The 17,853-nt window shown below is 55.1% G+C and carries 14 protein-coding genes; 7 read left to right on the plus strand and 7 right to left on the minus strand.

Features of this window, described 5'->3' with window-relative positions; translation table 11 throughout:
• Nucleotides 1-4: 4 nt before the first annotated feature.
• A complete protein-coding gene (gene rlmKL / locus KVT28_RS05065; protein ID WP_217547046.1) occupies nucleotides 5-2,122 on the minus strand; it encodes a bifunctional 23S rRNA (guanine(2069)-N(7))-methyltransferase RlmK/23S rRNA (guanine(2445)-N(2))-methyltransferase RlmL in 2,118 nt (705 codons plus the stop codon).
• Nucleotides 2,123-2,230: 108 nt separating this feature from the next.
• Here rlmKL and KVT28_RS05070 point away from each other — a divergent pair, with 108 nt between their 5' ends.
• Nucleotides 2,231-3,340, plus strand: a complete 1,110-nt coding sequence (locus KVT28_RS05070; RefSeq protein ID WP_217547049.1) for a YcbX family protein — start codon at nucleotides 2,231-2,233, stop codon at nucleotides 3,338-3,340.
• Between the two features lie 5 nt (nucleotides 3,341-3,345).
• On the opposite strand, the gene KVT28_RS05075 is transcribed toward KVT28_RS05070, so the two are convergent.
• The 5 genes from KVT28_RS05075 to KVT28_RS05095 form a co-directional block, all read right to left on the minus strand.
• Complete coding sequence (locus KVT28_RS05075; RefSeq protein ID WP_101760931.1) at nucleotides 3,346-3,888, minus strand: cell division protein ZapC; 543 nt, start codon at nucleotides 3,886-3,888, stop codon at nucleotides 3,346-3,348.
• Between the two features lie 148 nt (nucleotides 3,889-4,036).
• Nucleotides 4,037-5,047, minus strand: a complete 1,011-nt coding sequence (pyrD, locus tag KVT28_RS05080) for a quinone-dependent dihydroorotate dehydrogenase (protein ID WP_210080565.1) — start codon at nucleotides 5,045-5,047, stop codon at nucleotides 4,037-4,039.
• Between the two features lie 119 nt (nucleotides 5,048-5,166).
• Nucleotides 5,167-6,168 carry a glycosyltransferase gene (locus tag KVT28_RS05085; RefSeq protein ID WP_254633438.1) on the minus strand — a complete coding sequence of 334 codons (1,002 nt, stop codon included), beginning with the start codon at nucleotides 6,166-6,168 and terminating at the stop codon, nucleotides 5,167-5,169.
• A gap of 2 nt (nucleotides 6,169-6,170) precedes the next feature.
• Nucleotides 6,171-7,688 (minus strand): lipopolysaccharide biosynthesis protein, encoded by a 1,518-nt coding sequence (locus KVT28_RS05090; RefSeq protein WP_217547054.1) that lies wholly within the window; start codon nucleotides 7,686-7,688, stop codon nucleotides 6,171-6,173.
• A 97-nt stretch (nucleotides 7,689-7,785) separates the two neighbouring features.
• Complete coding sequence (locus KVT28_RS05095) at nucleotides 7,786-8,613, minus strand: hypothetical protein (protein WP_217547056.1); 828 nt, start codon at nucleotides 8,611-8,613, stop codon at nucleotides 7,786-7,788.
• Nucleotides 8,614-9,368: 755 nt separating this feature from the next.
• Here KVT28_RS05095 and ssuE point away from each other — a divergent pair.
• From ssuE to ssuB, 5 genes are read left to right on the plus strand one after another with little or no spacing between them, the layout of a single operon-like run.
• On the plus strand, nucleotides 9,369-9,920 hold the full coding sequence (gene ssuE, locus KVT28_RS05100) for an NADPH-dependent FMN reductase (protein ID WP_101760936.1): 552 nt from the start codon (nucleotides 9,369-9,371) through the stop codon (nucleotides 9,918-9,920).
• Nucleotides 9,921-9,930: 10 nt separating this feature from the next.
• The gene (locus KVT28_RS05105; protein ID WP_137385505.1) at nucleotides 9,931-10,899 is read left to right on the plus strand and encodes a sulfonate ABC transporter substrate-binding protein; all 969 of its coding nucleotides are present in this window, start codon (nucleotides 9,931-9,933) and stop codon (nucleotides 10,897-10,899) included.
• A gap of 2 nt (nucleotides 10,900-10,901) precedes the next feature.
• Complete coding sequence (gene ssuD, locus KVT28_RS05110; RefSeq protein ID WP_008102354.1) at nucleotides 10,902-12,047, plus strand: FMNH2-dependent alkanesulfonate monooxygenase; 1,146 nt, start codon at nucleotides 10,902-10,904, stop codon at nucleotides 12,045-12,047.
• Between the two features lie 11 nt (nucleotides 12,048-12,058).
• Nucleotides 12,059-12,847 (plus strand): aliphatic sulfonate ABC transporter permease SsuC, encoded by a 789-nt coding sequence (gene ssuC, locus KVT28_RS05115; RefSeq protein ID WP_101760938.1) that lies wholly within the window; start codon nucleotides 12,059-12,061, stop codon nucleotides 12,845-12,847.
• Nucleotides 12,844-13,635 (plus strand): aliphatic sulfonates ABC transporter ATP-binding protein, encoded by a 792-nt coding sequence (gene ssuB, locus KVT28_RS05120; protein WP_192234391.1) that lies wholly within the window; start codon nucleotides 12,844-12,846, stop codon nucleotides 13,633-13,635. Before ssuC ends, ssuB begins: the two co-directional genes overlap by 4 nt.
• A gap of 79 nt (nucleotides 13,636-13,714) precedes the next feature.
• Here ssuB and pepN read toward each other — a convergent pair whose 3' ends face one another.
• Nucleotides 13,715-16,330, minus strand: a complete 2,616-nt coding sequence (pepN, locus tag KVT28_RS05125) for an aminopeptidase N (protein WP_217547059.1) — start codon at nucleotides 16,328-16,330, stop codon at nucleotides 13,715-13,717.
• Nucleotides 16,331-16,568: 238 nt separating this feature from the next.
• Between pepN and pncB the strand changes: the two genes are divergently transcribed.
• The gene (pncB, locus tag KVT28_RS05130; RefSeq protein ID WP_254633439.1) at nucleotides 16,569-17,789 is read left to right on the plus strand and encodes a nicotinate phosphoribosyltransferase; all 1,221 of its coding nucleotides are present in this window, start codon (nucleotides 16,569-16,571) and stop codon (nucleotides 17,787-17,789) included.
• Nucleotides 17,790-17,853: the final 64 nt, after the last annotated feature.

The following is a 17,853-nucleotide window of genomic DNA, read 5'->3' on the forward strand; positions in this document are numbered from 1 at the left end:
AAACTTATTCCTTACCGGCGTGGCTAACCAGCCAGCAGTTGTGAATTTGACGGTTGCGCGCGAAATCCTGCGACAGCGTTTTTTGGGTAATTTCCTGCGCCTGCAGACCCAGACGTTCTAAGCCGTCGAGATCCATTTTGAAGCCGCGCTTGTTGTTGGAGAACATAATGGTGCCACCGCGACGCAGCAAACGTTTCAGGTTCTGCATCAGCATCATGTGATCGCGCTGCACGTCGAAATCGTCTTCCATGCGCTTAGAGTTAGAAAACGTCGGCGGATCGATAAAGATCAAATCGAACTGTTCGTCACTCTCACGCAACCAGCTCAGGCAATCGGCGTGCAACAGGCGATGATTACGGCCGGTTAAACCGTTAAGGCGCAGGTTGCGCTCGGCCCACTCCAGATAAGTACGCGACATATCCACGGTGGTGGTGGTTTTCGCGCCACCCAAACCGGCGTGTACGCTGGCGGTGCCGGTATACGCAAACAGATTGAGGAAATCTTTACCTGCGCTCATTTTGCCCAGCATCTGGCGCGCGATACGGTGATCGAGGAACAAACCAGTATCCAGATAATCGGTGAGATTCACCAGCAGGCGCGCATCAAATTCCTGCACTTCGAAGAAATCGCCCTTCTCACCCAGCTTTTGATACTGGCTTTTGCCTTTCTGGCGTTCGCGGGTCTTCATTACCAGACGATTCGCCGGGATCTCCAGCACGCTCAGCGTAGCGCTGATCACATCGAACAGACGCTGACGCGCTTTGTTGGCGTCCACGGTTTTCGGCGGCGCATACTCCTGAATCACCACCCAATCAGCGTAACGATCGACCGCTACGTTGTACTCAGGCAGATCGGCGTCATACAGACGATAGCAATCGATATTCGACTGACGCGCCCATTTCTCCAGCTTCTTCAGGTTCTTGCGCAGGCGGTTAGCAAAATCTTCAGCGATCTGCGCGCCGCCTTCTGCGCTGGTCGCAGCCAGCTGATAGTTTTTCTGCACGCACTCCAGCGGACCATTTTTGGCTTTGAACTGGCGATCGGCACGCAATTGCAAGCAGCTCAGCAGCTCTGGCGAGGCGCTGAACAGCGACAGATTCCAGCCGCCGAAGTGCTGCTTCATGATGCGGCCCAGCTGGCTGTGCAGCGCAATCAGCGCCGGTTCGCTTTCCAGACGCTCACCGTACGGCGGGTTGCTCAATACCGTGCCGGTAATCTCTTTGCCCGCCAGCGGATTCTTCAGCTTAATCACATCCTGCTGCGCAAAGGTGAACAGCTCGAACACGCCTGCACGACGGGCGTTGGCGCGCGCTGATTCCAGCACGCGACTGTCATTATCGTAGCCAAAGAAACGGGCGGTCGCAGCGGCGGTACCCACGCGTGCGCGCTCTTTCGCGGCAGCATGAACTTCCTGCCACGCAGCCTGATTGTGTTTCTTCCAGCGATTGAAGCCCCAATGGGTACGCAGCAGGCCAGGCGCGCGATCGCAGGCAATCAACGCCGCTTCCAGCAGCAGCGTACCGGAACCACACATCGGATCGACCAACGGCGTGCTGCTCTGCCAACCGGAACGCATCACGATGGCTGCCGCTAAGGTTTCTTTTAGCGGCGCTGCGCCGGTTTGCTGGCGATAGCCGCGCTGATGCAGTGAATCACCGCTTAGATCCAGCGCGATGCTGACGCGATCTTTGTTGAGCCACGCATTGATGCGGATGCCCGGTTGTTCACGATCAACGTTCGGGCGCTCCAGATTCTGGCGGGTAAAACTATCGACGATGGCATCTTTAATGCGCAGCGCACCGAACTGGCTGTTGCGGATCACCTCGTTGGTGCCGCTAAAATGGATGGCAAAACTGGTGTTGCTGTCGAACATCTCGGTCCACGGGATACTTTGCGCACCCACGTAAAGATCGAGATCGCTCCAGACGCCAAATTCTCCCAGCGGCAGCAAAATGCGCGAAGCCAGACGGCTCCACAGCAGGCTTTGGTACATTACATGGTCGTCGGCCTGGAAGTGGACGCCGCCCTGCACCACCTGCAAATCCTGCGCACCCAGCGCGTCTAGCTCACTTTTCAAAAGCTCTTCGAGCCCACGCGCCGTACTGGCAAACAGAGAATTCATATCGTCACTTTTTACTCTTGCTTAAATTGCTGCGCATTATAGCGAATCAGCGTGCTATGTCATAAAGTTAGCTTCTTTAAAACTTATGACCCCTTTTTTGGAGTGGTGATGATTACGCTTTCACGCCTTTACATCCATCCCGTTAAATCTATGCGCGGTCTGCAACTGTCACATGCGCAGGTGCTGGAAAGCGGTCTGGGCTTTGATCGCATCTTTATGGTGACCGAACGGGACGGCACGTTCGTGACCGCCCGCCAGTTTCCGGAAATGGTGCGCTTTACCCCGGCGCTGCTGCCGGACGGGCTGTTTCTGCAGGCACCGGATGGTTCGCAGGCGCTGATCCGCTTCGCTGATTTCACCGCTGAGCAGTCACCCACCGAAGTCTGGGGCAACCATTTCACCGCGCGCGTTGCACCTGACGCGATCAACAGCTGGTTAAGCACCTTCTTCCCGCGTCCGGTGCAGCTGCGCTGGACCGGCGTGCAACCGACGCGCCGCGTGAAGCGTTTTGATCATGTGCCGCTAAGCTTTGCCGACGGTTTTCCTTACCTGCTGGTGAATATGGCCTCGTTGCAGGATCTGCAGCAGCGCTGTCCGGCCAGCGTGCGCGTTGAGCAGTTCCGTCCCAATCTGGTGGTGAGCGGCGCGGCTGCCTGGGAAGAAGATAGCTGGAAACGCCTGCAAATTGGCGAGATCACCTTTGAGATGCCGAAACCGTGCAGCCGCTGCGTGTTTACCACCGTCGGTACCGAAAGCGGCCGTAAACATCCTGATGGCGAACCGCTCTCGACCTTGCAGAGTTTTCGCAGCGCGCAGGATGGCAGCGGCGATATCGATTTCGGCCTGAATTTGATCGCCCTTAATAGCGGCATTATTCGCGTCGGCGACGCGGTGACCATTATCGAGAAGCAAACCCCACGCGCTTACGGTGCGGGCGTCGTGGTCGAAACGCTGGCGCCAGCCGCCAGCAGCCGCAGCGCGGTGACCATCGATTATCAGGGTTCGAGCTTTAGCGGCGACAATCAGCAAGTGCTGCTGGAACAGCTGGAAATGCAGGGTTTCCGCATTCCCTACTCGTGCCGCGCCGGGATTTGTGGCAGCTGCAAAGTGACGTTGGTGGCGGGTGAAGTGAAAGCACTGAAGAAAAGCGCGGTGCGCGCGGATGGTACCATCTTAAGCTGCAGCTGTATTCCGGCAGGCGATATCGAACTGGCGTAAGCCGATTACACCGCCCGCGCAAAGTGGGCGGTTTGTTCCTGCTGCTGCGGACGCAGACGATCGTTCATGATCTTAATCGCATCACCCAACTGCATACCTTTACCCGCCACGGTTAGCGCGTTTTGCGCTAATAAGCACAGCGCGGCATTTTCACCGCTTTCAACCACAAACAGTTGTGCCTGTTCGCCGCTATCAGCCAGCGTCACCGCCACCATATCGCCCGCAGCGGGCTGCCAGCTGTGCGCATGATTCGTGAAGTGCCAGCTTTTTGGCATCAGGGGTTTGAGAAAACGACTGGCCACCAGCGCGTTTAACACTAATTCCGCACGCTGATCGCCTTTTAATCCACTCTGACGGCAACGTTCTTCAAAGCTAAAATAGAGCGCGGCGTCATCAACGCAAAAACCGCTGACATTAAAGGCATCAGGCGTCAGCATTTTGCGCGAGAAGCGCGAGCGAAATAACATGCCGTCGGCTAAATCCAGCATCATGCGGTCATGATCAGCGTCGAAATACCAACGCCAGTTGTCATCAGGTTTGATTTTCATGATCTGCCCTGTGGTTTATCGCTGCGCTAAACGGCGCTTAATTAAAAAAATAAATCTGAGAAAAAGCTGAAAAATGCATCAGCAGGACAAAATATAAACGAGCCGAAGGGATAAATAAACCCCTCGGCGCAGTAAAGTGGGAAATGTCTTAGAGGTGGGTCACGATATCTTTAATTAAGCCTGGGCCTTTATAAATAAATCCAGAGTATATCTGCACTAATGTTGCACCCGCGGTAATTTTCTCACGCGCAGAAACCAGCGAATCAATACCACCGACGCCGATAATAGGTAAGCGGCCCTGCAGCTCTTGCGCCAGGCGGCGAATCACTTCGGTGCTGCGTGACTGCACCGGACGACCACTTAATCCGCCCATTTCTTCGGCGTATTTAAGGCCGGTCACCAGCGAACGATCAAGCGTGGTATTGGTGGCAATCACACCATCAATATTGTGGCGCACCAAACTGTCGGCAACCTGGATCAATTCTTCTTCAGTCAGATCCGGCGCGATCTTTACCGCCACCGGCACATATTTAAGGTGCCTTGCTTGTAGTTCTTGCTGTTTTAATTTGATGGCAGAAAGAAGATCGTCCAGCGCTTCACCATATTGCAGCGTGCGTAATCCTGGCGTGTTGGGTGACGAAATATTGATGGCGATATAACCGGCGTGGGCATATACCTTTTCCATGCAGATCAGATAATCGTCTTTGCCTTTCTCGACCGGCGTATCTTTATTTTTGCCAATATTGATGCCGAGAATGCCCTTAAAGCGCGACTTTTTAACGTTGGCAATCAGATGATCAACGCCGAGATTATTAAACCCCATGCGGTTAATAATCCCTTCGGCAGGCACTAAGCGGAACATACGCGGTTTATCATTTCCCGGTTGCGCCAGCGGCGTTACCGTTCCCACTTCGACAAAACCAAAGCCCATCGCGCCGAAGGCATCAATGCACTCGGCATTCTTATCGAGACCGGCCGCTAAGCCGAGCGCGTTCGGGAAGGTTAATCCCATGCAGGTAACCGGACGTGATGGCAGCGACTGGCGAATCAGCCCTTCCAGCGGGGTGCCGCTAATAAAACGCAGTTGTTGAAAGGTGAGTTCGTGCGCACGCTCAGGATCAAGCTTAAACAGCGCTGGCCGGACGATAGGATATAACATGCACTCTCCTCAATGACGGAAACCAGGGAAGTCGGGGTGCACGGGAAAATGTGCGCCAGAATGGTAAGGTGCGCTGGCGCAAAAGTAAATTGTTCTACTGCATCACAATTTGATCGTTATCAGCGTCGTGCAGAATAGCGGCCAAGCTGTTCGCGACACGCCTGCAAGCCACTGTAAATCGTCGGGCAATACCACATCAGCTTCAGACGCGCGCTTTGCTGCAATACATTGCGCACCAGCTGATTCACCTGCGGTTGCCAATCCGTTGGGATCACCATGTGATTTTTGCGCATCTGCGCCAGGCAGCTGTGCATCACCGTTTGGTAATAGCTATCCAGCAACGCTGCATCCACCGGCAGATGCCGATCGCGCAGGAACTGTTCGCTGCTTTCACGCGCAATAAAGTAATTTTTCACATAGGAAAAATCGCGCGTGCTTTGCGACAGCGACGTCAGCATAAAGCGTTTGTAGTAGTAGCTTTGGCTGGTGCAATAAATGTTACGCGCCTGCAGATAGAGCGCAAACATGTAAGGCGCATCTTCATGGTTTTGAATCGGCAGAAACTGCAGCGCCAGTTGATCAATCAAGCGACGCGAAATAATGCTGCTCCACACGACGCGATGCGCCGACTGATGCTGCATCAGCGTACGTAAACTGGTGCTGCCGCCGGGCAGCAATCCACTGACATGACGCTGGTGAATGGTTTGATAGTGGCGCTGCGCGGCAGGCACATCAAAAAACATTTTCGCGCCAAAGCAGAACAGATCGATATCTTCATGGCGCGCCTGCACGCGACGGAAGTCGGCGAACAAATCGGTGGAGACAAAATCATCGGCATCCATGAAGTAAACAAAATCACCGGTTGCCACAGAGAGCCCTTTCATACGCGCGGCGCTGACGCCGCCGCGCTCACCGCTCAGCAGGATCACCTGCGGATGCTGGGCCGCAAACGCCGTGAGCCAGGCTACGCTGCTGTCACTGGAACCATCGTCGATAACAATGATCTGTTCCGGCGGCGATGACTGACGCAGCAATGAACCCATCGCTTCTGGCAGCCAGGGCGCGCAATTCCAGTTCGGTATGATGACCGAAACCGTAGGGATACGGTGAGATGACATCATGCTCATCCTCTTTCCTCAACGTTAAACAACGGAATTCTAAGACGCTTCAACACCACACTGTGCAGCAGACAGCAGACGCCGAGGTTGAACGCGCCAATCAGGCCAAGCCACAGCAGGTTGAGCCAGCGATTTTGGTTCCACTCGATCGGCAGCAAGGTGCTCAGCCAGGCGACGACGGCAGAAACCGCCCAAATCAGCATCACGTCGCGGGTTAACCAGGTGAAATGAATGCCCGGCGCAAAGCGGCGATGCACCAGCCACGCCCAGCCCACCAGATAGAAGATGTTTTGGCCCAGCCACAGCCAACCGGTGCCGAGTGCGCCGTAGTGAATGGCACACCAGATGTTGAGCGGCACCAGCAGCACGGCAAAGCAGGTGAAGCCTTTCATGTGCAGCTTGAGGTTGCCGTTGATGTATTGCAGGTGATAGAGCAAACCGCAGATGGCCTGAATGCCGCTGCCCAACGCATACAGGCTGAGGACAAATGACATCTCATCAACAATCTGACTTTTCTGCGTCCACGCCCACAGCAGCGGGCCGGCGTAACAGGCGATGGTGATACTGAGCGGCGCCATAAAGATCGCCACCGCCTGCGTAGTGTAGCGGTAAAGTTTCAAGGACTCCGCATCGCCCTCTTTGCGGGTTTTCATGCCGGTCATGCGTGGCACAATGGCCTGCATGATCGGGCTACTCAGCAGCAGAATGCCGGTCGCGGCGGTAGCCACCACGGTAAATGAACCGTATTCACTTAGCGGCAGCGTCTTGGAGAGCACCAGTCGGTCAATTTGCGAAATAAAGGTCCACACCGCACTGGAAAATGCCGCGCTGAGCGCAAAACGAATAAAAGGTTTCAGCACCTCTTTCAGATCGCCGCGCTTCTCTTTGCGCGCCGCTTTGGGGATCAGCTGGCAGGATTTGTAGATACAACAGGCCGCTTCGGCAATCGACACCAGCAACTGCCAGACAAAGAACGCCAATACCGCATTAGAGAAGAATTGAATCACCAGCACCGCGCCAAAGGTGCGCAAGGTGGTGATAATCAGGTTGACGCCGTTCAGCCACACCTGATGTTCGAAGCCCACAATCACGCTGCGATACGGACTGGTGCGCCAGCGAATCGCGGCAGTGATCACCATAATCGCCACGGCAATCACCACATCGCCCGCCGGAAGATGACGCGCATCCAGCCAGTGCGTAGCAATCCACGGCGTCGCCAGCCAACCCAATACCACCAGCACAATCGTGGAGAACAGGAAGAATTTGGTTAGCGTGGCAAACAGCGCCGGGAACCAGACAAATTCCGCCTGATTAGCACGATAGCGCGCCGCTTCCCGCATCAAAGTGGTCGAAACACCGGCATCGAGTAATTGCAGCCAGGTTAATAAGATCGAAAAGAAGCCCACTAAACCGTAGGCTTCCATTCCTAAGTGTTGAATATAAAGTGGTACAACCAAAATACCTGACAGCGTCAGATAGATTTGACCAACATAGTTGGCAATCGCGTTACGTTTTATAGACATAGGTGTTTTGGCATCTGGGGATTATCTCAGTGGCCTTAAGCGTGACATAAAAGTATTCACGCGCACACCGGAGTTATTCTTAAAATTAACGTTGGTGCTAAGCGCCCAGCCTTTTTCTCATTTTCATCATAGAGAAATAGATGTCAGGTTGTTTCAACATAAGTTTTTCCATTGCACCCTTGGCCGGGAAGTTTTCCGCAAAGTAGGTTAATGCATGGCGGGTATTATCTGAGAATTTATCGGCACCACTTAACTCGTGCTGGACTAATTGTAATAAGCCGCTGCGTAAATAACTTTCCCGATAGCGGTTTCGCTCCGGAATATAGTGTGACAAACGCGTGAGTTTTTCATAATCAGTAATAAATTGCTGATAGGTTAAGCGCGGCGAGGCCTCTGCTTTAGTGGTCAGCGACGCTTCACTGGCGTAGTCGAGCACCCACGCGGTTTGCGTATGCAGTAAGCCGGCCAGCATCACATCCTGAATACGCGTCAGCGGCCCTCCCGCGCGGGCCAGGCCAGCACGCAAGATTACCGCAAAGCCGCCCTGCTGCCACCAGCGCTGCGCATGCAGTTGCTGAAACAGCTGCAGAGAAGAGTGTAAACCGTTCGCCAGCTCGCGCTTCGCCAGTGAGACCACAAAACAGTTCAGTTCGGGACGCTGGTCACTGAGCTTTGCCACGTCCTGCAGCAGGCTGACCGGCAAGGCGCTGCGCTCAGCGCTGAACAGCAGGAAATCATCTTCAGCCGGCGTGCTGTGCGGAAAGGTCGGCAGCAATGACGAGGTGAGATGCGATCCCGCAGCATCGGGTTGCAGCCAGTAACATACCAGCTCTTCTGCAGCGTTAGGCGAAGGTGAGATGCAATTGAAGGTGGCAGGCGCGACCCGCTGCTCAGTTAAATCCTGAGCAAATGAAGAACTACCCATATATATCTCCCTAAAAATAAATTGGTTTGCCGCAACGGCAGTTCACGCCACAAAACGCGGGCGTAAATAAATAAGTGAAATATCGTTATCGTGTTCTAGCGGAAATTAGCTCAACCAATTATAAACAGGCCTGGAATTGTAATTCCAACCACGATTAGCATTAACATGTAACTTACGAAATTAATTGTTCAGCGCGGCTACATGAAGTGTGATGTTGATCGGCGAAAATTTGCATGACTTGTAACAAGCGGATTGAATAGTGCGTATTTTATTAACCTTTATTCGCGTTTAGACATAAATTTCGTGAAATAAAAACCACGGTAAATTAGGAAATAAACAACTGATGCTCAGTTTTATCCGATTCATGAGGGAGTGAATAGTGGAGAATTATTTATCTTTTTCCATAACTTTCAATATCAAGCACTGCATGCAATCGGTAACTGCGCGGTCTGTATAAATATATTTCTCTGGTTACTACTCTGTTTTACCCATGCATTACGCCCTTTAATCATTAACGTCATTCACTGAGGCCGCAGGATTTATATAACCGCACCCTTGCAGCCTCGCTTTTCAGATTATACCTAAGCGCCTGAAACCTGCGTTTTCATCCCCTATTTATATGTCACTGGCTATCCCATTTTGCGACTTAGGATTACCAGATAAATCATTTAAGCCTCGCTGCCTGCTCTGACAGTATTGAACACATCAGTTCTGAATATCAGATAATCAATAACTTTCAGTTATAAGGAGTGACCATGCGGGTTATTACGCTGGCGGGCAGCCCTCGCTTCCCTTCACGCTCTACTGCGCTGCTGAGCCTGTGCCAGCACGCGCTGGAAGCACGCGGTGTCGAAGTGATTCCATGGAATATTCACAACTTCCAGCCTGAAGATTTGCTCTATGCACGCTTCGATTCTCCCGCATTGGCCGCGTTGAAAGCCGATTTGGCGCTGGCGGATGGCGTAATTGTCGCCACGCCTATTTATAAGGCTTCGTTTTCCGGCGCACTGAAAACCCTGCTCGATCTGCTGCCCGAGCGCGCGCTGGAACACAAAGTGGTGTTGCCACTGGCCAGCGGCGGCAGTGCTTCACATCTGCTGGCGGTGGACTACGCGCTGAAGCCGGTACTCAACGCGCTAAAGGCACAGGAAGTGTTGCACGGCGTGTTCGCCACTGACGGCCAGGTTACCGATTACGACCGCCAGCCGCTGCTCGATCCGCTGCTGTCGCAACGCATTGATGAAGCGCTGGATACCTTCTGGCACGCGCTGCATCGTCGCCACCCACCTTACGCACAAGCGGTATAAAGGAAGAGAGATGAAAAGGATATTGACGGGTTTACTCATGCCAGCCGTCGCGGCGCTGCTCACCTTGAGCGTGAGCGCGCAGGCCGCCGACGCACCTGAACAGTTGCGCATCGGTTATCAGAAAGGTTCGGTGAGCATGGTATTGGCGAAAACCCACAAGCTGCTGGAGCAGCGCTTCCCGCACACCAACATAAAGTGGGTGGAATTCCCGGCGGGCCCGCAGATGCTCGAGGCGCTTAACGTCGATAGCATCGATTTGGGCAGCACCGGCGACATCCCGCCGCTGTTTGCTCAGGCCGCAGGTGCCGATCTGCTGTATGTCGGCTCGGAGCCACCCAAGCCGCAAGCCGAAGTGATTTTAGTGCCGAAAGACAGCCCAATTCACAGCGTGGCCGAACTGAAAGGCCATAAAGTGGCGTTCCAGAAAGGCTCCAGCTCGCACAACCTGCTGCTGCGTGCGCTGGAACAGGCCGGACTGAGCTTTAAAGACATTCAGCCAACCTATCTGACGCCTGCCGATGCGCGCGCCGCGTTTCAGCAAGGTGATGTTGATGCCTGGGCAATTTGGGATCCTTACTACTCTGCCGCGCTGCTGCAAGGCAACGTGCGCGTGCTGGCCGACGGCAGCAAACTCAATCAAACCGGCTCCTTCTATTTAGCCACGCGCAAATACACCGAGGCGAACGGCGCCTTTGTGCAGCAGGTCCTGAATACCTTCAGCGAAGCCGATGCGTTAACGCGCAGCCAGCGCGACCAGAGTATCGATCTGCTGGCGAATGCGATGGGCTTACCGAAACCGGTAATTGCCAGCTATCTCGACCATCGTCCACCGACCACCATTACGCCGGTCAGCGCCCATACCGCGCAGGCCCAACAGCAAACGGCCGATCTGTTTTATGCCAATCATCTGATGCCGGTAAAAGTGAATATTGCTGACCGCATCTGGCATCCACAATCCGCCCAGCCTAAAGGAAATTAATCATGAGCGTATCCGTATTTTGGTTTCTCCCGACGCACGGCGATGGCCACTATCTTGGCACCGCGGAAGGTTCGCGCCCGGTTGATCATGGTTACCTGCAACAGATTGCGCAGGCAGCGGATCGCCTTGGCTTCGGCGGCGTGCTGATCCCTACCGGCCGCTCCTGTGAAGATGCCTGGCTGGTGGCGGCGTCATTGATTCCGGTTACGCAGCGTCTGCGTTTCCTCGTCGCACTGCGTCCGGGCGTGATTTCACCGACGCAGGCGGCGCGTCAGGCCGCCACGCTGGATCGTCTGTCGAATGGTCGCGCGCTGTTTAATCTGGTCACCGGCGGCGATCCGGAAGAGTTAGCCGGCGATGGCGTGTTCCTCGATCACCGTGAACGCTATGAAGAGTCCGCTGAGTTTACCCGCGTCTGGCGGCGGGTAAGCGAAGGCGAAACCGTCGATTACGAAGGCAAGCATGTGAAGGTGCGCGGTGCGCGTCTGATGTTTAAAGCGGTGCAGGAACCGCGTCCGCCGCTGTGGTTTGGCGGATCATCAGATGCCGCACAGGATCTGGCCGCTGAACAGGTCGATGTCTATCTCACCTGGGGCGAACCGCCGGCGTTAGTTAAAGAGAAGATTGAGCAAGTGCGCGCCAAAGCGGCGGCACAAGGCCGCACCGTGCGCTTCGGGATTCGTCTGCACGTGATTGTGCGCGAAACCAATGAAGAAGCGTGGCAAGCGGCGGATCGCCTGATTGCCCATCTCGACGATGCCACCATTGCCAAAGCGCAGGCCGCGTTTGCGCGCACCGATTCGGTAGGCCAGCAGCGCATGGCCGCACTGCACGGTGGACGTCGCGACAAGCTGGAGATCAGCCCGAATCTGTGGGCCGGTGTCGGCCTGGTGCGCGGCGGCGCAGGCACCGCGTTAGTGGGCGATGGCCCAACCGTGGCGGCGCGCATGCAGGAGTATCAGGATCTCGGCATCGAGACCTTTATTCTCTCCGGCTATCCGCATCTGGAAGAGGCTTATCGCGTAGGTGAGTTGCTGTTCCCGCACCTCGATTTGGCGATTCCGGAAGTGCCGAAGCCGCGCGTGGTGCAAGCGCACGGTGAAGCGGTGGCCAACGATTTCACGCCGCAAAAAGTGTCGCAGAGCTAAAGGAGCAGATGATGGCGAACGTTAAAACCAGGCTGACCAATGCTGTATTGCCGTGGGTGTTGCCGGTGGTGCTGATTGCGCTGTGGCAACTGGCATCGCAAGTGGGTTGGCTGTCGACGCGCATTTTGCCGTCGCCGGAAAACATCCTCATCACCTTCTGGAAGCTGACGGTGAGCGGAGAACTGTGGCAAAACCTGGCGATCAGCAGCTGGCGTGCCGCCATCGGTTTCTCTATTGGTGGCTCGATTGGTTTGATTCTGGGTTTGATTACCGGCACCTCGCGCGTCGGCGAACGCTTGCTGGATACCTCGGTGCAGATGCTGCGTAACGTGCCGCATCTGGCGCTGATTCCGCTGGTGATTTTATGGTTCGGCATCGACGAATCCGCCAAGATTTTCCTCGTGGCGCTGGGCACGCTGTTCCCGATTTACCTGAATACTTATCACGGCATTCGTAATATTGATCGGGGTTTAGTCGAGATGGCGCGCAGCTACGGCTTGTCTGGCTGGAGCCTGTTCATTCAGGTGATTCTGCCGGGTGCGCTGCCTTCGATTATGGTTGGCGTACGTTTTGCCCTTGGCCTGATGTGGCTTACGCTGATTGTCGCCGAAACCATTTCCGCTAACTCTGGCATTGGTTATCTGGCGATGAACGCCCGTGAATTCCTGCAAACCGACGTGGTGGTGGTGGCCATCATTCTCTATGCCCTGCTCGGCAAACTCGCCGACGTCGCGGCACAACTGCTGGAGCGCGTCTGGCTGCGCTGGCATCCGGCTTACCAAGTGAAGGAGAACGCATGAGCAACGCAACCCTAAATCCGGCGCGCTTAAATCGCGGTACACCGGTTGGCGTGAATGGCGTCAGCAAGCAATATGGCGATCGTACCATCCTGAATAATATCGACCTGCACATCCCCTCCGGGCAGTTCGTCGCCGTCGTCGGCCGCAGTGGGTGCGGGAAAAGTACCTTGCTGCGTCTGCTGGCGGGTCTGGAATCCACCACGCGCGGGGCGTTGCTGGCGGGTAATGCGCCGTTATCCGAGGCACGCGAAGATACGCGTTTGATGTTCCAGGATTCACGCTTACTGCCGTGGAAAAAGGTGATTGATAACGTTGGACTGGGACTGAAAGGCCGCGAATGGCGCACCGCCGCGCTGGAAGCACTCGAAGCCGTGGGATTGGCGGATCGTGCCAACGAGTGGCCTGCCGCGTTGTCTGGCGGGCAGAAACAGCGCGTGGCGCTGGCGCGTGCGCTGATTCACCGCCCAGGTTTGCTGCTGCTCGATGAGCCGCTCGGGGCGCTGGATGCGTTGACGCGTATCGAAATGCAGGGATTGATTGAGTCGCTGTGGCAGCAGCATAACTTCACCGTGCTGCTGGTGACGCACGATGTCAGCGAAGCGGTGGCTATTGCCGATCGCGTATTGTTGATTGAGGAAGGCCAGATTGGCCTGGATTTGATCGTCGACTTACCGCGCCCACGCCGTCGCGGATCGGCACGTCTGGCAGAGCTGGAAGCGGAAGTGCTGGATCGGGTGATGAAGCGCGGCTCGTCAGAACAGCCGTTGAAGTTTGCGCAGCAGAGTTAATTAAAGACGCGCGATAAATCGCGCCGCTACAAATGCATACATTTATTCGTAGCGGCGCAATTTATTGCGCATGGTTTTCTTACGCGTTTAACGCCTTGGTGATTTTCTCGTACAGATCGCCCGACAGCTTATCCAGCCCTTGCAACGTTTCCAGCGCTTTACGCATCAGCGCCTGACGATCGGCATCGTAGCGTTTCAGGCGAATCAGCGGCTCGATCATGCGTGCAGCCACTTGCGGGTTGCGCGTGTTGAGATCGGTCAACATCTCCACCAGGAACTGATAACCGCTGCCATCTTTAGCGTGGAACGCCGCGGGATTACCAGACGCGAACGCACCAATCAGTGAACGGATACGGTTCGGGTTGCCCATGGTGAACGAACGGTGATTCAGCAGCTCACGCACGTTGCTCAGCACGTCCGCCGCTGGACTGGTGGCTTGCAGCACAAACCATTTATCCATCACCAGACCATCCTGATGCCAGCGCTCATCGTAGGCCGCCAGCAGCGTATCGCGGCACGGCAGGTTCGCCGCCACCGCTGCAGACAGCGCCGCTAACGCATCGGTCATGTTGTTTGCCTGCTGATATTGCGCCTGCACCAGCTTGTCCGCCTGTGCCGCATCGGCGAAGGCCAGGTAACCGAGGCAGACATTTTTCAGCGTGCGCTTGCCAATCTCCGCGTGCTCAATTTTGTATTCGCTGCTTTGGTTGGCCAGATAGAGCGCAAAGAATTCGTCACTCAGCTCTTTAGCCAGCGTGCGCACCAGCGCATCGCGTACTGCTGAGATCGCCAGCGGATCGATGACATCAAACAATTCAGCGATTTCATTCTCAGACGGCAGCGAAAGAATCAACGCTTTCAGCGCCGGATCGCCCTGCTCATCCAGCAGCACAGCGCGGAACGCATCTGCCACATGCAGCGGCAGCGATAGCGGCTGGCCCTGCTGATGACGTGCGACGTTGAGGCGAATGTAGGTTGCCAGCAGGCTTTGCGCCGCATCCCAGCGCGCAAAGTCATTACGCGCGTGGCGCATCAGGAAGGTGAGTTGCGCATCGCTCCATTTGTAGTCGAGCTTCACGGGCGCAGAGAATTCACGCAGCAGCGATGGCACCGGCTGGAAGTAAACGTTATCGAAAATAAAGGTCTGGAACTCTTCGGTGACGTTCAGCACGTGATGCACCGGATGACCGTTATGCTGCAGCGGGATCACCTTGCCTTCGTTATCGTACAGTTCGATATCCAGCGGAATGTGCAGCGGCAGCTTCTCTTTCTGCTCGGCGGTGGCCGGCGTGCGCTGGGTGACGTGCAGCGTGTACTGTTCCAGCTCTGGATTGTAGTCATCGCGCACCGTCAGAACTGGCGTGCCCGCCTGGCTGTACCAGCGGCGGAACTGCGACAGATCGACGTTCGAGGCATCTTCCATCGCCTGCACGAAATCATCGCAGGTGGCGGCGCTGCCATCGTGACGCTCGAAATAGAGTTGCATGCCTTTCTGGAAATTCTCTTCGCCCAGCAAGGTGTGCATCATGCGGATCACTTCTGACCCTTTCTCATACACCGTTAAGGTGTAGAAGTTGTTCATTTCGATCACCTGATCCGGACGGATCGGATGCGCCATTGGGCTGGCGTCTTCCGCGAACTGCGCACCGCGCATCACACGTACGTTATCGATACGGTTCACCGCGCGCGAACCGAGATCGGAGCTGAACTCCTGATCGCGGAATACTGTCAGCCCCTCTTTCAGGCTGAGCTGGAACCAGTCGCGGCAGGTCACGCGGTTGCCGGTCCAGTTGTGGAAATATTCGTGACCGATCACCGCTTCAATGCCGAGGTAATCTTTGTCGGTGGCAGTTTCGGCTTTCGCCAGCACATATTTAGAGTTGAAGACGTTAAGTCCTTTGTTCTCCATCGCCCCCATATTGAAGAAATCCACCGCGACGATCATAAAGATGTCGAGGTCGTACTCAAGGTTAAAGCGCTCTTCATCCCACTTCATACTGGCTTTCAGCGAGGTCATCGCCCAATCAGCACGATCAAAGTTGCCGCGATCGACAAAGATCTCCAGCGCCACATCACGGCCTGAACGCGTGGTAAAGCTATCACGTAATACGTCGAAATCACCCGCCACCAGCGCAAACAGGTAGCACGGTTTCGGGAACGGATCTTGCCACTTCACCCAATGGCGGCCATCTTCATGGCGACCGCTCTCCAGCTTGTTACCGTTGGAGAGTAAATAAGGATAACGCGCGGCATCGGCAATAATGGTGGTGGTGAAGCGCGCCAGCACGTCTGGGCGATCGAGATACCACGTAATATGGCGGAAACCTTCGGCTTCACATTGGGTACAAAGCGCATCGCCGGATTGGTATAACCCTTCCAGCGCGGTGTTTTTATCCGGATGAATGTCATTAATGATGGTCAGAGTGAAGTTGTCCGGTAACTGGCTAATGAACAACGCGCCCTCTTCTTCGCGGTAATGCGACCACGGATTGCCATCCACCGCCAGCGATACCAGCGTGAGATCTTCGCCATCTAAACGCAGTTCCGCATCGGCAGCGCCAATACGCTTCACCTGACTGACCGCCGTGACGCGCGTCGAAGCTGCATCAAGATCAAAAGTCAGGTCGATATCGGTGATGGTGTAATCCGGCGCACGGTAATCGTGGCGATATTTAATTTGCGGCTGTTGCGTCATGAGTCCTTCTCGCATCGTTAAATCGTTAATATGTTGACCCGTCAAAGTCTAAGCGGGTTGTGCCTCTGTTGCCACGGTCAATGCGTGCGTTCGTTGAAAAGGCTACAATTCATTAACAATGGCACAAATGACCCTCGACCTGCCACCCGCAATTATGGTGTGATCGCGGTCATTACTGTTTTATACTCCTGCGTCTTTATGACTTTGTTGAACACCGGGCTCTGCTCCGCGGAAGAGGATGCTGAAACGCACCATGACTGGACATGCTTCCCCGATTTTGACCACGCTGCTTGATACCGATGCGTATAAGCTTCACATGCAGCAGGCCGTCTATCATCGCTATTATGATGTCCCGGTTACGGCGGAATTTCGCTGCCGTGGCGACGAACTGCTCGGTATTTATGCGGACGAGATCCGCGCACAAATTGAAACCCTGCAAACGCTCGCCCTGAGCGACGATGAGTATCACTACCTCAGCGGGCTGCCTTTCTTCCAACGCGATTACCTTGACTGGCTACGCCAGTTCCGCCTCGATCCCTCACAAGTCAACGTACGTAACAACAACGGCCATCTGACCATTCAGATCAGCGGGCCGTGGCGTGAAGTGATTTTGTGGGAAGTGCCGTTGCTGGCGCTGATCAGTGAGGTGGTGCATCGCCATCGCACGCCGCAGATGGGGGTGGATCAGGCGGTTGCGCACTTGCAGCACAAGCTTACGAATTTCCGTCAGCAGGTCGGCGATTGGGATATGTCGCGCTTCCAGCTAATGGATTTCGGCACCCGTCGCCGCTACTCCAAAGCGGTACAGGAAGCGATCGTCGCTACGCTTAAAGCGGAGTTTCCGTGGCTGGTGGGCACCAGCAACTACGATTTGGCACGTCGCCTGCAGCTTAATCCGGTGGGTACACAAGCGCATGAATGGTTCCAGGCGCACCAGCAAATCAGCCCGGTATTGGCGAACAGCCAACGTGCGGCGCTGCAATCCTGGCTGGATGAGTATGACGATCAGTTAGGTATTGCTTTAACCGACTGCATTACCATGGATGCTTTCCTGCGCGATTTTGGCCCGGGCTTTGCGCATCGTTATCAAGGCCTGCGCCATGACTCCGGCGATCCGCTGGAATGGGGTGAAAAAGCCATTGCGCACTATCAGCGGCTGGATATCGATCCCAAAAGCAAAACGCTGGTGTTCTCGGATAACCTCAATCTGGACAAAGCGCTGGCGCTCTATCGTCACTTCGGCCAACGTGCCAACGTGGTGTTCGGTATCGGGACGCGCTTGTCCTGCGATATTCCGGGCGTTACGCCGCTGAATATCGTGATCAAACTGGTGAGCTGCAATGGCAAACCGGTGGCAAAACTCTCCGACAGCCCCGGCAAAACCATTTGCCAGGATAAAGCCTTCGTGCGCGCCTTGCGCAAAGCCTTCGATCTGCCGCTGGTTAAAAGAGCCAGCTGATTCTTATAGCAGGGCGCTTGCGCCCTGCTCTCACGCAACAAATCTCCTGTTTACCCGGCAATTT

The organism is Pantoea sp. GbtcB22 (assembly GCF_019091025.1).
GTDB classification, from domain to species: Bacteria; Pseudomonadota; Gammaproteobacteria; order Enterobacterales; family Enterobacteriaceae; genus Pantoea; species Pantoea leporis.